Raw genomic sequence first — 14269 nt, forward strand, 5'->3', positions numbered from 1 at the left:
CCAACCCCAACGGCAAAACCTTCAGAGAGCACTATGGACGCACAGTTCAGGGAACTTGAAAGGGCGTTGGCAGCGCGGCCGGACCTGACCGTCTGGTGGCGGGATGACGACATCTCCTGCATCCGGCCGTGGCATCCTGTTTTGCTCCTGCGGGGCTGGCGGCGGCTGCGCTTTGTCTGCGAACTGCTTGCAAAAACGAAGATTCCGGCCCTGCTGGCCGTGGAGCCCCGGAACTTTCCGGAGAAGGGGCCCCTCATCTTGAACGTGGTCGGGGTGTCGGGCCTCCCGGTGGCCGTCCACGGGCTGCGCCATGAAAACCGCGCCCGCGTGGGCGGCAAGAGCGAATTCCCGCCGGAATACGCAGGGCCCGACCAGTGCCGGGAAATCCTCGCGGTGTTCCGGCGATTGAGACAGTATTTCGGGGACCGCCTCCTGCCGGTCTTTGTGCCGCCCTTCAACTCCATAGCCTCCCCCTTGCGGGAAATGCTGGAAGAAAGCGGCATCACGATTTCTTCCGGCAACGCGGGGGGGGTGTGTAACTGATTGTAATAATACAGATTATGATTTCATCGACTGGGAACGCAGAAAACTTTTGCCAAGGGAAAAAATCCTGGCCGACCTCGTGGAACTGACGCGCCGGGGCACGGCCTCATTCGGCATCAACAGCCACCACAAGCTGATAGCGCCCGAGGATCGGGACTTTGTGCGCGGCCTTTTGGGGGTGCTGGATGCCCATGCGCGGCGCACGGGCAACACCAGCCTGCCTTTCGGACACAGGGGGGCCTGAGCGGGGAGGCCCCCCAGGGGCCTGAAGCTCGGGGGACGCCGCCTACTCCTTCCTCGGCTCGCGGGTGAGGTCGTCCTTGCTCTCCCTGGCATGCTCCACAAAGCGCTCCGCAATGCCGGGCACTTCGCCGAGGCCCACGAGATTGGCCTCCACCTCGAAGCCCGCGGCCCTGAGCCGCGAAGCCCAGGAATCTTCCTCCTCCCCGGCAAGGTCGTTGCGGGCATGGTCGCCCGCCACCAGCATCAGCGGCTGGAGCCACACGCGGCGCACCTTGTGCGCGCGCAGCTCGGCCAGAAGCTCGTCAAAGCTGCGGCTGCCCTCCACGGTGGCGATGAAGACCAGCGGGTCGCTCGCCTGGAAGGCGGAGCGCGTGCCCTCCAGCACAAGGTCGGCGCGGCCTTTCTCCTGCCCGTGGCCCATGAGCACCAGCGCGTCGCCCGGCTGGCGCCGGCCGGCCAGCGCCCCGAGCACGTCCTTGGCCACATCCTGCGCGTCGGCGCGCGATTCCAGCAGCGGGCGCCCCAGATAGACGGCCTTGAAGCGGCCGGGATGCTTGGCCACATCCAGCAGCACGGCCCGCGCCAGCGCCGCGAATTCCTCCCCGGCCATGACATGCAGCGACTGCACGCGCACGACATCCACGCCGTCGCGCGCAAGCTGGGCAAGGCCGGCGGCGATGCCGCCCACCGGGCGCCCCTCTTTGGCGAGCTTCTTGCGGATGATCTGCGAGGTATAGGCCCAGACCACCGGCGAGTCGGGCCATGCGGCCTTGAAGGCCTTGTCCGTGGCCTTGAAGGCGGCTTCGGCCTCGGGCACGCTGGTGCCGAAGGCCACGAGCAGGATGCCCTCACGCGGGGCCTTGTCAGCGGCGCCGGCCGGCGCGGCGAGGCTCAGGCAGAGGAACAGGGCGCCCACAAGGGCTGCGACGGGCGGAAAGGCAAAAAGGCGGGGCGGGAAGGAACGGGCACAAGACATGGACGGCCTCCAATCGTGCGTTGAAAGGGCGTGAGGGGCGCGCCGGACACTCCGGCGGCCTGGCGGGTTTCGGACTTGAGGGATATGGAGCCTGGGATGCGCCCCGCCATTGCTTCGCCTTCACCGGCAGCCCCCAAGGGGCCGGGCTTTCGCCCGTGTGCCGACTGGCTGTCGCGCCGTCCGGGCCATCCCGCAGAACCTGGCCTCATGACCGGGCCGCAGGAGCTGGCCGGACGGCGAGGAAGCGCCGTGCCCTCTTACCGCAGCGCGACTGTTTCCGATTTGCACGGAATTCCCCGCAATCCCGCGCCCTTACCTCTTCAGGCCAAAAATGTCAACGCCTTTCCGGGCGCCTGACGCGAAATTCCTTGCGCTTTTTCGCGCTTTCGTCTATGGTGCCAGTCCCTCGCGGTGCATGCGGGGAAATCCATCGGTTGTTTGGAGGCAAGGCAATTATGGCAGACAAGGAAACCGGGCACGACGAAATCGATTTCGGCGCCGCCCTCGAGGACTACCTCAACCCCGATTTTGGCGATCTTGAAGAAGGCTCCATCACCAAGGGCGAGATCGTCCGCGTCAACGACGACAATGTGCTCGTGGACGTGGGCTTCAAGTCCGAGGGCCAGATCCCCACGGCCGAGTTCCGCGACGCGGCGGGCAATGTGGGCGTCAAGGTGGGCGACAGGGTGGATGTCTATGTGGTCCGCAAGAACGAGCAGGACGGCACCATCACGCTCTCCTTTGAAAAGGCCAAGCGCATGCAGGTCTTCGACCAGCTCGAGGACGTGCAGGAGAACAACAAGGTCATCAAGGGGCATATCGTGCGCCGCATCAAGGGCGGCTACACGGTGAACATCGGGGGCGTTGAGGCCTTCCTGCCCGGTTCCCACGTCGATTTGCGTCCCGTGCCGGACATGGACGCCCTGGTCAACCAGGAGTTCGAGTTCCGCGTGCTCAAGATCAACCGCCGGCGCAGCAATGTCATCGTCTCGCGCCGCGTGCTCCTCGAGGAGGAGCGCGACGCCAAGCGCGCCGAACTGCTCAAGACCCTCGCCGAGGGCCAGGTGGTCAACGGCAAGGCCAAGAACATCACCGAGTACGGCGTCTTTGTGGACCTCGGCGGCCTCGACGGCCTGCTCCACATCACGGACATGAGCTGGAAGCGCATCCGCCACCCCAAGGAAATGATCACCATGGGCCAGGACCTGACCCTCAAGGTGCTCTCCTTTGACCGCGAGACCAACAAGGTCTCCCTGGGCCTCAAGCAGCTCGTGCCCGACCCGTGGCAGGACATCTCCGCCCGCTTCCCGCAGGGCGCGCGCATCAACGGCAAGGTCACCAACCTTGTGGACTACGGCGCCTTTGTGGAGCTGGAGCCTGGCGTCGAGGGCCTTGTGCACATCTCCGAAATGTCGTGGACGCGCAAGCTGCGCCATCCCTCCCAGATGGTGCACACCGGCGACGAGGTTGAGGTGGTCATCCTCGGCGTGGACGGCGAGAAGAAGCGCATCAGCCTCGGCATGAAGCAGGTTAGGCCCAACCCGTGGGAGCTCGTGGCCGAGCGCTATCCCGAGGGCACGGTGCTTGAGGGCGTCATCAAAAACATCACCGAGTTCGGCATGTTCATCGGCATCGAGGACGGCATCGACGGCCTCATCCATGTGTCGGACATCTCGTGGACCAAGAAGGTGCGCCACCCCAACGAGCTCTACAAGGTGGGTGACGTGGTGCAGGCCAAGGTGCTCGTGGTGGACCAGGGCAACGAGAAGTTCACCCTGGGCATCAAGCAGCTCGCCGACGACCCCTGGGCCCATGTGCCGGATACCTATCCCGTGGGCTGCACCATCAAGGGCACGGTGACCAATATCACCGACTTCGGCCTCTTCGTGGAGGTGGAGGAAGGCATCGAGGGCCTGGTGCACGTGTCCGAGCTCTCGGGCAAGAAGCTCAAGACCCCGGCCGAGGCCTTCAAGGAAGGCCAGGAGATCCAGGCCAAGGTCATCCACGTCAGCGCGGAGGAGCGCCGCCTCGGCCTCTCCATCAAGCAGATCAAGGACGAGGAGGAGCGCCGCAAGCCCAAGGAATTCCACGCCGGCCCGCAGGAAAGCGGCCAGAGCCTGGGCGACCTGCTCAAGGCCGCCGCGCAGGAGAACAGCGAGGACTAGCCCCGCTGCGGGAAAAAGGGATACGAGAGGGCAGCCTTCGGGCTGCCCTTTTTGCATGGGCGGAAGGAAAGGCTTTCAGGGGGTGGAGCAGATGGACCGAGAGCAGGGCGAAAGGCCGTGGCGCATCCGCGCGGCGGCGGTGCGCGACCGGGAGGCCGTGGAAGCTGTGGTCATGGACGCCTTCGGCGTCTATCTGCCGCGCATGGACCGCAAGCCGTATCCCATGCTGGATGATTACGGCGTCTACATAAGGGCCGGGCAGGCTTTCGTGCTGGAGGATGGCGGGGAAGAGGACGGGCAAGCTGCTGCGGGGACGGCCCGCGATGCCACGGCCCTGCGCATCCGGGCCTGCATCGTGCTCGTGCCCGGCGCCGACGGCGCCCTGTCGCTGGAAGTGCTGGCCGTGAGCCGCGACGCCCAGGGCCGGGGCTATGGCCGGACGCTGGTGGACTTTGCCCTGCACCGCGCGAAGACCTTGGGCTGCCGCCGCCTCAAGCTCTACACCAATGAGGTCATGACCGAAGCCCAGGCTTTTTACGGCCGCTTGGGATTTATCGAGACGCGCCGAGCCCTGGACGCGGGCTATCGGCGGGTGTTTTATGAGCTGGGGGTGGAGAAGGCGGAACCTGGAGATTCTGAATAAGCGAGAATAGGCCATACATACAAAGTAATCCCGTCATCTTTGTGGGAGATTTAATGAGCAGGCGATTCTTCTCCTTGGCAGTGGAAGAGCAGGGAGGGGAATCACCTTATATGGGGGCTCATGGCCCATTACTCCACCCCATGTGGGAAACCTCATGCGCATTTTTGTGGCATCCAGTCCCTATTGCCTCCCGTCCAGATGTTCCGTGGCATTCGCAAAAACAGCGGCTTATCGCATAGCCCTCCAGTAAATTCCTCCCCGTGCGCGTTTTCCACCCACGTATGGCGCCCATCAGCATCCTTGGCTTAGTCTCTCATCGTTTATAGGCGGTACACCATCACTGTGCTGCTATGGATAGGCATTAAGGGGCTAGCCATGGTTTATGCGCTTAAGAAGTGTATTCATGCAGGTCCCAAGCGCATAGGCCAGCAGGACAGGAACTGCGTTGCCAATTTGCGTATATATTGGGACTTCATAGCGGCGGTTGAGGCCACCTGTAGTGGTCTTGGAGCGAAAACAGAATGAATCAGGGAAAGATTGTATCCTTGCCATCTCTCTAACTGTCAAAGTGCGTATTTCCTTGTAGTGACAGGCATCGTCAGGGATGGACAAGGCCGCTGGAGCAGGTTCTTCTGGGAGAAGAGCTTTCTGGACTTGTTTTCTTGTTTTATGATTCTTGATAAAATCCTCTAATTCATTTATTGTTGAAAACATGTTCATATTACCATCTTCCATGAGAAACTTGTAGCCGCACAAATCGTTCCATACTTCTTGAGACAAATTTTCTCTTTTTCCAGAAATAATTTCTTGAACCTGCTTTTGGACGAGTTTTTTTTGGCTAGAAAGTATTTGATAAATTCTGTATCGCCTCATTACCCGATGCGTCACATTAATTTTTTCTAGCCCAGTTATGCGTTGTGGATGGAAGGCGAGGCAGTCAGAGAAAGTTTCATTTATATATTTTACATACTTGGTGTCATTTTTAGAGGGCATCTCTTCAAGGTCGCCAATAGCCTCTTTTACAGAAACATAATTTGATTTACGCTTTGCTAATGAAGAAAGGAAGCTATTTTGAAATGCGTTCCATAATGTGGGATCCTCCTTGTTTAGATCGTGGATCGTTATGTCACTCAGTGTAACGCTTCTATTTTTCTTAATAGACGCGTAAAAATCTTGGGAACTCCTAAACAGGAAGCGTTCTGCAGGATTAAAGTTGCCAGCTAGCTGGGTAAAAATATCTTCGCGAACTCCAACAAGGATAAATCTAGGCCTGTTTTGCGCAACACCTACATATTTTGCATTAACATGAAGCGGAAGGGGCACATACCCAATAGAGGCAAAAGCCTTGGAAACCTCAAGCCATGCGTAATACTTTTCCCCGTTTTCGGAAAATGGCCTCAGGATTCCCGTCACATTTTCAAGTAGAATAGTCTGGGGCCTAATGATTGCGGCCAATCTCGCAAAAGACCATGGCAAGAGGTTTTTTTCATTGTTCTTTTCCCTAAGACCTGCAAGGCTGAATGATTGACATGGCGGCCCCCCAGCCATCAGGTCAATCTCCGTATTCCTCAGGGTGTGTGCCACTTGCGGGTGGCCTTCTAGCCATTCAAGCAGCGAGTTAATGTTTCCAATGAGAAGGCTGCCCGAAATATTTGACCCATCCGGCAAAATACCACAATTATCCCAGTTGTCAGGGTACGTGCGTGGGTCCTCCCGCAATCTCCGTTTGTCGCCGGAAGGAAAGGAGCTTTTTATCCATATGGTGTGTGGGGTATTTCCCCCGGGCGCGGAAAGGTCCTCACCCAAAAGATTATAGGCAAAAGTTTCTGCCGCCATAGGGGAAAGTTCATTGGCGAAGAACAAATCAAAACCTGCCTTCTTTAGGCCTAGACAAAGCCCACCGCACCCAGCAAATAGTTCGATATGTTTCATGCATGACTCCTTGCCAACTGCTATTGCATAAATATAAATCAAGGTAGGGAGGAAGTCCAGGGGCAGCGCAGGTCTTTTCCTATCTTATGTCCATACCGAGCCTATAGTTTATAATTCCTGTGAATAGGCGCTCCAATGTCCGGGACCGCTGGTCAGGCTCAGTAACTCCGCATTCCCAGACGCGATAAACTTTCCAGCCTGCTCCCTTGAGTAATGCATCAACTTTTACGTCCCGTTCCCGGTTTTGGAGTATCTTGGCGCGCCAATACATAGCATGGGTTCTGGGAAACCTAAAGTATTTGCATCCCTCATGCCCATGCCAAAAGCAACCATCAACAAAGACAATACTCTTGAAGCGCGGGATGACCACATCGGGGCTGCCCGGGAGATTCCTGCAATGGAGCCTAAAGCGCAGTCCTCTGGAGAAAAGGAACTCTCGCACAATTCTTTCTGGAGTTGTGTCCTTTGATGATATAGAGGACATCACCTTGTGACGTTTTTCTATGCTAAGGTTATCTGGCATTTAATTATTCCATGTATATGTGGATGGTTATCATTATGCATGTCTAATACTACTTGACTATGTCGAGGGTACTGCTTGTAGGATATTGACTGGACTCTACAATTCTTAATTAATGAAAAATAAAATGTGTGTAAATATATATAAAATTTTTGTGATTTCTTGATAGCATGATAGCCACCATGAAATAGGCAGAAAATAGTTCACAGTTGCTTGTCGAGACGTAATTTTTCCCAACCTGCCTTATCGGGCGGCATGCTTAACGGGGCTGGGGCAGCCGTTTGGGCTAGCCAAATTTGAATGCCCGCACTACCATGCCCCGGAGGCATTGGGGAGAATATTTTTTTGAGCTGGTGGCGTCCATTAATTTCTTAATTGCCACGACTAGTATGTTGAAAAAGCAAAAAAACGATATTTACTTTTCACTAGAAAAGGCCGCGAAGATGCCAAGAATAGACGCCATTGTGAGAACATTTGGGAAGAATGTCCGCGCAGCAAGGAAATCCAAGGGTCTTTCTCAAGATGCCCTTGGGGCCACGGCCGGACTCAATCGTACCTATATAGGAATGATTGAGAGAGCTGAACGCAGTATTTCCCTAAGCAACGCAAAAAGAATTGCGGATGCACTTGATATGGAGCTTGGTGCCCTTTTATCCCCCCATGAGGGTGTTCGTTAGTGGATTGGGAGAAACATAGGGTATTTTTTCATATAGAAAATAAAATATAATATGTATTTTTAAATTGGATTGCGTATAAGATATAAATATCCATCGTATTAATCCTGATGAATTTCGATCTAATTCATCTTGAACAAAAGTGGAGGATTTTATGTCGTTTTGTCATCAAGAAACAAAGCCATGGCATATGCGTTGTTATAATGAGCTCGAAGCCAGAAATGTGCATTATCTCGTATCTCATGCAGTCCAGTTTTCGACAATTCATATCACAGAAACGGGCTATACCAAATCCATATTGGATGCAACACATCCTGTACGAACCCACCTTCACGCTTGCGGAATACACGATTATGATTTGCAGCCCCAAGGAGTTACGGGAAAAAAGGTTCTCCCTGCCTGCTTTCTTTCAGAATGTGGGATGGTACAAACGCAAGCCTCTCTATATCGCCCGTGTACAAAGAACGGGGATCCCCGTATATGGTTTCATAATTTAAGGAAAACTGGGTTCGCTCTTCCAAATGATATACTCTTAATTATTGTCTATGGAGATACTTTATATGTAATTAATATTACAAAAATTGATATACATGCTTGTTGTATCGCCCACAGCCAAAATCCAATAAAGGAATTTCTTCATAGCTTTATTGGTGTGATGAATGCCACGAGTCATGAATTACTGGGAATAATTCGAGAAAAATTGTCAAGCTGGCAACGTGCTGAGGTAGTGGCTGATACAGGTGTTGGCAGGTCAGTTGAGTCCCTCCTTGGGATACACATGAATTCTAGCCAAGCACCTGATTATAAAGGAATCGAGATAAAAACAACAAGGCGCCCTAACCTGCCCGGGGTTCTTCGTTCCTTTGCCCCTGATTGGGATATCAGCCGCCTAAAGCGTGGTCGAGACATAGTTGAAGAATATGGCTATGTTCAGCCAGGATATGCCGCGAAGACGCTTCAGGTGAGGGTCACTGCAATCCAGCCTAATCGCCAAGGATTGGTCTTGGCTGTGAACCTTGCCCAGGGCCTCCTTGAGCTGAACTACTCAGCACCTCAACGGGGTATTGTGCCTGTTGTTGCGTGGCGACTGGAAAGGCTCCATGCAAGAGTGCTAGAAAAGCATCATGAAACCTTCTGGCTCGAAATGGAATCTCGAAAGGAAGGTGGATGGGAATATTTCCGTTGCAGGAAAGTGCTCCATACAAAGTCTCCCGTAATTTCTCAAATGGATGTACTGCTCGCCCAGGGCGACATCGTTATTGACCTCAGCTTATGCAGGCCTGATGGACACGGAGACAATTATCTATTCAAGATTGCACGACGCGCATGGGGCTTGCTTTTCCCACGCGTAAGTGCATACACGATTAATTAGGGTAGCCAAGCATGCGCCCCGGACACGGAGGCGCATCCCGGGGGCTGCTGAGAGCGACAGGGGTCCCTTGAAGCCGTGGTGGTGGAGCCATCACCACAGGTACCCATCCGGAACAGCCAGCCCCTAAAACCCCTCTTCCAGTGGGGGCCAGACGAGCCAGTCGCCGTCTTGGCGTACGCGTTTGGCGCTTCCCGGCGCAAGGTACACCTGCCGGCCATCGCGGCGGATGCGGCCCTCTGCCAGCCATTGCAGGGCCTGGGGATAGATGCGGTGCTCCAGCGCGTGGATGCGCGGCATGAGCGTTTCCAGCGGCTCGCCGGCATTGACCGGTACCGCGGCCTGGATGATGAGCGGGCCCGCGTCCATCTCCTCTTCCACAAAATGCACGCTGCAGCCCGTAAGCTTGACGCCGTAGGCCAGCGCGTCCGCGCCGCCATGCGCTCCGGGAAAGCTCGGCAAAAGCGCGGGGTGGATATTGAGCACGCGCCCGGCGAAGGCCTCCAGAAAGACCGGGGTGAGGATGCGCATATAGCCGGCGAGCACGATGTATTCGGCGCCGCTCGCCTTGAGGGCCTCCACCATGGCCGCATCGTGGGCCTCCCGGGCGGGGTATTCCGTATGGTCCAGCACCATGCTGGGCACCCCGGCCTTTGCCGCGCGCTCGAGCACGCCCGCTCCCGGGCGGTTGCTCACGACAAGGCGGATGTCCACGTCAAGCACGCCGGCTCTGGCCTTGTCGATCATGGCCTGAGCGTTGGTGCCGCTGCCCGAGGCGAGGATGGCGATTTTCAGGGGCATGGCGGCTCCGCTCAGGGGGTGTCGAAGTGCGCGGCGATGGCGTCCGCCAAGGCCGGGATGGTGTAGTCCTGCGGCATCACCGCGGCCTTGAGTCCGTGCCGCTCGAGGGTGCGGGCCGTAACCGGGCCGATGGCCGCGAGCACGGTTTCCGGGTGCGCCCGGAGCAGTTCCCCGGGCACGAGCGCGAGGAAATTCTCCACCGTGGAGGAGGAGCCGAAGCTCACGCAATCGAGCTGGCCGCCCTCGAGCAGGCCGAGCACCTCGTCCTTGCGGCCGGCCGCGGGCACGGTCACATAGGCGGCCACCACGTCCACCACCGCGCCGGCCTTGCGCAGCTCCTCCGGCAGCACCTCCCGCGCCTCGCGGGCGCGCGGCAAAAGGAAGCGCATGCCGGCGATCTCCTTGCCCGCAGCGGCTTTCAGCCCTTGGGCCACGTCCTCGGCCTGGTACTTGGGCGGCACAAAGTCCGCCATAATGCCCCGGCTCACCAGCGCCTCGGCGGTAGCCGGGCCGATGGCCGCCACGCGCAGACCCCCGAGCGCGCGGCTATCCCCCCCTGCGGCCTGAAGCCGCTTCCAGAAATGGCGCACCCCGTTGACCGAGGTGAAGATGAGCCAGTCATAGCCGCCGAGCCCTGCGATGGCCGCGTCCAGCGGGGCATAGGTCTGGGGCTCGCTGATTTCGATGGTGGGGAACTGGATAACCTCGGCCCCCAGCTCCGCGAGCCGCGCCGCGAGGCCGCTTGCCTGCTCCCGCGCGCGTGTCACCACCACGCGGCGGCCGAGCAGGGGCTTCTTGCCGAACCAGTCCAGGCTCGCGTGCAACTCGGCCACCTTGCCCACCACGATGACCGAGGGATTGCTGAAGCACTGGGCCACGGCCTCGCGCGGCAAGTCCCCCAGGGGCGCCACGAGGGAGCGCTGGCGCGGGGTGGTGCCCCGATAGACGAGGGCCGCCGGCGTGTCCGCCGCCAAGCCGGCCTTGATGAGGTTGGCCGCGATGTCGGGCAGGTTCTTCATGCCCATGACAAAGACGAGGGTCGAGGCGCTCTTGGCGAGCGCCTCCCAGTTGTGCACCGAGCCCGGCTTGTCGGGGCTTTCGTGCCCGGTGATGATGGTCACGGAAGAGGCGAAATCGCGGTGCGTGAGCGGGATGCCCGCATAGGCCGGGGCCGCGATGGCGCTCGTCACGCCGGGCACCTCCTCAAAGGGCACGCCCGCGGCCACCAGCGCCTCGGCTTCCTCGCCGCCGCGCCCGAAGATGTAGGGGTCGCCCCCCTTGAGGCGCGCCACCACCTTGCCGCCGCCCTCCCTGGCCTTGCGCACGAGAAGGGCGTTGATCTCGTGCTGGGGCAGGGCGTGCTTGTCCGCTATTTTCCCCACGTAGATGCGCTCGGCGTCCGGCCGGGCGTGGTCCAGCAGCCCGGGATTGGCGAGCGCGTCATAGACGACAACATCCGCGCGGGCGAGCGCGTCGCGGGCCTTGAGCGTGAGCAGGCCCGGGTCGCCGGGGCCGGCGCCGAGCAGGTAGACGAGCATCACTGGATGCCCCCGCGCATAAGCTCGAGCAGGGTGCGCGCCCCGAAGCCCGAGGCCCCCTCGGGGCAGAGCGGCGTGGTCCTGGCGTTCCAGTCCACGCCGGCGATGTCGAGATGCGCCCACAGTTCGCCCTCGCGCACAAAGTGGCGCAGGAAGAGCGCCGCCGTGATGGCCCCGCCCTCGCGGCCGGCCGTGTGCTTGATGTCCGCCACTTCGCTTTTCAACTGCTCCGCATAGGGCTGCCAGAGCGGGAGGCGCCAGTAATTTTCCCCGGCCACGGCCCCGGCGGCGGCCAGGCGTTCGGCAAGGCCGTCGTCGTCGCAGAACAGGCCCGCGAGCCCTGTGCCCAGCGCCACGGCGCAGGCGCCGGTGAGCGTGGCGATGTCCACGATGGCCGCGGGCGTCCAGCGCTTTTGCGCCCAGGCCAGCGCGTCGCAAAGGGCGAGCCGCCCCTCGGCGTCGGTATTGATGACCTCCACGCTGTCGCCATTGGCCGCCGTCACCACATCCCCGGGCCGGAAGGCGCCGCCGTCGGGCATGTTCTCCGCGCAGGCGAGAAGGCCCACCACGCGGCGGGGCGCGCCCTCCCGGGCCAGCGCGGCCATGGCGGCGAGCACGGCCGCGGCGCCGCTCATGTCGCACTTCATCTGGTACATGTTGGCCGCGGGCTTGAGGCACAGGCCCCCGGAATCAAAGGTGATGCCCTTGCCCACGAGGATGAGCGGCTTTTCCTGCTCGTGGCCGGCGGGCGCGTATTCGAGCACGACGAGGCGCGGCGGCCGCGTGGAGCCCTGCCCCACGGCGCGCAGGCAGTCGAGCCCCTCGCGGGCCAGGGCGTCCTCGTCGAGAATCTCGCAGGCGAGGCCGCTTTCCTCGGCAACGCTGGCGGCGCGCTCGGCCAGCAGCGCCGGCGAGAGGAGATTGCCCGGCATATTGGCGAGGTCCCGCGCGAGAGATACGGCCCAGGCCGCGCTCTCGCCCCGGCGCGCCGCGGCATGGCCGCCGTCGGGCACGCTCTCGCCGTCAAAGCCCAGCGCCAGCCATTCCGGCGCTGGATTTTCGTCCGTGGGCGCCTTTTTCAGGCTGTCGAAGCGGTAGAGGGCGAGCAGCGCCGCGCAGACGCATTCCTCCACCAGGCGCTCCCGGCCGCCCGGCAGGCGCCCGAGCTGCGGCTCGGGCAACAGGATGGAAGTCACCCCCAGGGCGCGGCAGCGCTGCACGGCACTGGCCACGGCCTTGCGGATGCGCTCCGGCGTCACGTCCTCGCGCTTGCCGAGGCCGATGGCGAGCACGCGCGGGATGGCGAGCTCGGGGTGGCCGTGAAGCAGGGCCAGCGCCCCTTCCCTGGGCTTGAAGTCACGCATGGCGGGCGCCACGGCGAGCCAGGGCGCGGCCTTGTCGAGCTCCGGGTGCTCCTGCAACAGCTCCTCGCCTTCGCAGGCGAAGGCCAGGAGCACGTCACCCTTCCAGTGCTCGGGGCCGAGATTCTGAAACCGCACTTCCATGGCAAGCCCTCCTTGGGCGCGAAGCGGCGCGCCGACGCACGACTCTACACAAAAGCCCGGGGGGTGCCAAGCGAGGGCGCCGCCAAGGGTGCGGGCGCCGGCTTGCGCTTTCGCGCCGCCCCGGCTAGGATTTGGCGGCCGGACAGCGGCACAAGCAGGAGGAACGCGCATGCGCTGGCAAAATCAGCAGCAAAGCTCGCACGTGGAAGACCGGCGCGGCAGGTCGCCCATGGCCTTCCGGGGCATGCCCATCGGCGGCAAGGCGGGGGCCATCCTCCTGCTCGTGGTGCTGGTGGCCGGCTATTACGGCTATGACCTAACGCCGCTTCTGGGCGGCTTGGGCGGGGATGTTGCCCAGGTGAGCTCCCCGCGCCCGGCCGGGACCCGTTCAGGGGATGACGAGCTCGCGCGCTTCGCCTCGGTGACGCTCAAGAGCACCGAGGACACCTGGGACAGGATCTTCCGCGCCTCGGGCAAGCGCTACGACCCGCCCACGCTGGTGCTCTTCAGCGACAGCACGGACACGGCCTGCGGCTACGGCCAGAGCGCCATGGGGCCCTTCTATTGCCCGGCCGACCAGAACGTCTACATCGACCTCGCCTTTTACGGCGACATGGAGCGCAAACTCGGCGGCGGCGGGGACTTCGCCCTGGGCTATGTGCTGGCGCACGAGGTGGGCCACCATGTGCAGAACGAGCTCGGCATCGCCCAGGAGGTGCGCCGCCAGCAGTCCGGGGCGTCGCAGGCTGCGGCCAACCGGCTCTCGGTGATGATGGAGCTTCAGGCCGACTGCTTTGCGGGCGTCTGGGGCAGGTATATGGAGGAGCAGGGCATCCTCGAGTCCGGCGACCTCGAGGAAGCGCTCAACACGGCGAGCGCCATCGGCGACGACCGCCTCCAGCGGCAGAGCATGGGCCGCGTGGTGCCGGACAGCTTCACCCACGGCACCTCGGCGCAGCGGCTCGCCTGGTTCCGGCGCGGCTTTGACAGCGGCGACCCGGGCCAGTGCAATACGTTTAAAGGGATAGATTAGGGAAGCGGCGGGCTGTTCCCCGCCGCCTGACTGAGGGGGAGTGCGGCGTGCGCAATGCCGAAATTATCCGTCAAAAACAGCCTTTTTGGTGCTTGCTGCGTCAGAGAAAAATTTTCTTGGTCGAGTACTTAAGTACACTCCCTGCGAAAATTTTTATCTTCCTTGCAAGCACCAAAAAATCTTATTTTTTGGATTCTTCCGGCACCAGCCCCCGTCTGTCGCTACGCTCCAGACGGAATTAAGGAATTAACACTGCCACGGCGTAGGGCAGACTGCCTTTTCTCGAGATCCAAGCAAAAACCCCCGCCGTTCCGTGAGGAGCAAGCG

General features: G+C 60.4%; 12 protein-coding genes and 1 riboswitch. Of the genes, 7 read left to right on the plus strand and 5 right to left on the minus strand.

Features of this window, described 5'->3' with window-relative positions:
• Positions 1-33: 33 nt before the first annotated feature.
• Both G7Y54_RS06750 and G7Y54_RS06755 read left to right on the plus strand, forming a co-directional pair.
• On the plus strand, positions 34-543 hold the full coding sequence (locus G7Y54_RS06750; RefSeq protein ID WP_165078532.1) for a hypothetical protein: 510 nt from the start codon (positions 34-36) through the stop codon (positions 541-543).
• Positions 544-592: 49 nt separating this feature from the next.
• Positions 593-787, plus strand: a complete 195-nt coding sequence (locus G7Y54_RS06755; RefSeq protein ID WP_165078533.1) for a hypothetical protein — start codon at positions 593-595, stop codon at positions 785-787.
• A gap of 42 nt (positions 788-829) precedes the next feature.
• Here the strand turns inward: G7Y54_RS06755 and G7Y54_RS06760 are convergent, their stop codons facing one another.
• Complete coding sequence (locus tag G7Y54_RS06760) at positions 830-1762, minus strand: sirohydrochlorin cobaltochelatase (protein ID WP_165078534.1); 933 nt, start codon at positions 1760-1762, stop codon at positions 830-832.
• A gap of 43 nt (positions 1763-1805) precedes the next feature.
• A riboswitch (cobalamin riboswitch) is annotated at positions 1806-2107 on the minus strand.
• Positions 2108-2217: 110 nt separating this feature from the next.
• Here G7Y54_RS06760 and G7Y54_RS06765 point away from each other — a divergent pair.
• Together G7Y54_RS06765 and G7Y54_RS06770 are read left to right on the plus strand one after the other, a co-directional pair.
• Entirely contained in the window at positions 2218-3927 is a 1710-nt protein-coding gene (locus tag G7Y54_RS06765) for a 30S ribosomal protein S1 (RefSeq protein WP_165078535.1), read from the plus strand.
• 91 nt (positions 3928-4018) lie between these two features.
• Positions 4019-4570, plus strand: a complete 552-nt coding sequence (locus G7Y54_RS06770; protein ID WP_165078536.1) for a GNAT family N-acetyltransferase — start codon at positions 4019-4021, stop codon at positions 4568-4570.
• A 369-nt stretch (positions 4571-4939) separates the two neighbouring features.
• Here G7Y54_RS06770 and dcm read toward each other — a convergent pair whose 3' ends face one another.
• Positions 4940-6502, minus strand: a complete 1563-nt coding sequence (gene dcm / locus G7Y54_RS06775; protein ID WP_165078537.1) for a DNA (cytosine-5-)-methyltransferase — start codon at positions 6500-6502, stop codon at positions 4940-4942.
• Between the two features lie 834 nt (positions 6503-7336).
• On the opposite strand from dcm, the gene G7Y54_RS12635 reads away from it, so the two are divergent.
• The gene (locus G7Y54_RS12635) at positions 7337-7699 is read left to right on the plus strand and encodes a helix-turn-helix transcriptional regulator (RefSeq protein ID WP_241159401.1); all 363 of its coding nucleotides are present in this window, start codon (positions 7337-7339) and stop codon (positions 7697-7699) included.
• Between the two features lie 151 nt (positions 7700-7850).
• The gene (locus G7Y54_RS06790) at positions 7851-9068 is read left to right on the plus strand and encodes an MvaI/BcnI family restriction endonuclease (RefSeq protein WP_165078539.1); all 1218 of its coding nucleotides are present in this window, start codon (positions 7851-7853) and stop codon (positions 9066-9068) included.
• 123 nt (positions 9069-9191) lie between these two features.
• Here the strand turns inward: G7Y54_RS06790 and purN are convergent, their stop codons facing one another.
• Genes purN through G7Y54_RS06805 form a run of 3 tightly spaced genes read right to left on the minus strand, consistent with a single transcriptional unit; the run spans position 9192 to position 12909 of the window.
• Positions 9192-9866: a phosphoribosylglycinamide formyltransferase gene (gene purN, locus G7Y54_RS06795; RefSeq protein WP_165078540.1), complete on the minus strand. Its 675-nt coding sequence runs from the start codon at positions 9864-9866 to the stop codon at positions 9192-9194.
• A gap of 11 nt (positions 9867-9877) precedes the next feature.
• On the minus strand, positions 9878-11404 hold the full coding sequence (gene cobA / locus G7Y54_RS06800; RefSeq protein ID WP_165078677.1) for a uroporphyrinogen-III C-methyltransferase: 1527 nt from the start codon (positions 11402-11404) through the stop codon (positions 9878-9880).
• A complete protein-coding gene (locus G7Y54_RS06805; RefSeq protein ID WP_165078541.1) occupies positions 11404-12909 on the minus strand; it encodes a leucyl aminopeptidase in 1506 nt (501 codons plus the stop codon). Before G7Y54_RS06805 ends, cobA begins: the two co-directional genes overlap by 1 nt.
• A 169-nt stretch (positions 12910-13078) precedes the next feature.
• On the opposite strand from G7Y54_RS06805, the gene G7Y54_RS06810 reads away from it, so the two are divergent.
• On the plus strand, positions 13079-13942 hold the full coding sequence (locus G7Y54_RS06810; RefSeq protein WP_165078542.1) for a neutral zinc metallopeptidase: 864 nt from the start codon (positions 13079-13081) through the stop codon (positions 13940-13942).
• Positions 13943-14269: the final 327 nt, after the last annotated feature.

It is taken from the genome of Desulfovibrio sp. ZJ746 (assembly GCF_011039155.1).
GTDB lineage: Bacteria > Desulfobacterota > Desulfovibrionia > Desulfovibrionales > Desulfovibrionaceae > Desulfovibrio.

Bases quoted from the DNA above. Each gene is read 5' to 3' on its own strand.
- G7Y54_RS06750 (WP_165078532.1), top strand. From the start codon at position 34: ATGGACGCACAGTTCAGGGAACTTGAAAGGGCGTTGGCAGCGCGGCCG.
- G7Y54_RS06760 (WP_165078534.1), bottom strand. From the start codon at position 1,762: ATGTCTTGTGCCCGTTCCTTCCCGCCCCGCCTTTTTGCCTTTCCGCCC.
- G7Y54_RS06765 (WP_165078535.1), top strand. From the start codon at position 2,218: ATGGCAGACAAGGAAACCGGGCACGACGAAATCGATTTCGGCGCCGCC.
- G7Y54_RS06770 (WP_165078536.1), top strand. From the start codon at position 4,019: ATGGACCGAGAGCAGGGCGAAAGGCCGTGGCGCATCCGCGCGGCGGCG.
- dcm (WP_165078537.1), bottom strand. From the start codon at position 6,502: ATGAAACATATCGAACTATTTGCTGGGTGCGGTGGGCTTTGTCTAGGC.
- G7Y54_RS12635 (WP_241159401.1), top strand. From the start codon at position 7,337: ATGCCCCGGAGGCATTGGGGAGAATATTTTTTTGAGCTGGTGGCGTCC.
- G7Y54_RS06790 (WP_165078539.1), top strand. From the start codon at position 7,851: ATGTCGTTTTGTCATCAAGAAACAAAGCCATGGCATATGCGTTGTTAT.
- purN (WP_165078540.1), bottom strand. From the start codon at position 9,866: ATGCCCCTGAAAATCGCCATCCTCGCCTCGGGCAGCGGCACCAACGCT.
- cobA (WP_165078677.1), bottom strand. From the start codon at position 11,404: ATGCTCGTCTACCTGCTCGGCGCCGGCCCCGGCGACCCGGGCCTGCTC.
- G7Y54_RS06805 (WP_165078541.1), bottom strand. From the start codon at position 12,909: ATGGAAGTGCGGTTTCAGAATCTCGGCCCCGAGCACTGGAAGGGTGAC.
- G7Y54_RS06810 (WP_165078542.1), top strand. From the start codon at position 13,079: ATGCGCTGGCAAAATCAGCAGCAAAGCTCGCACGTGGAAGACCGGCGC.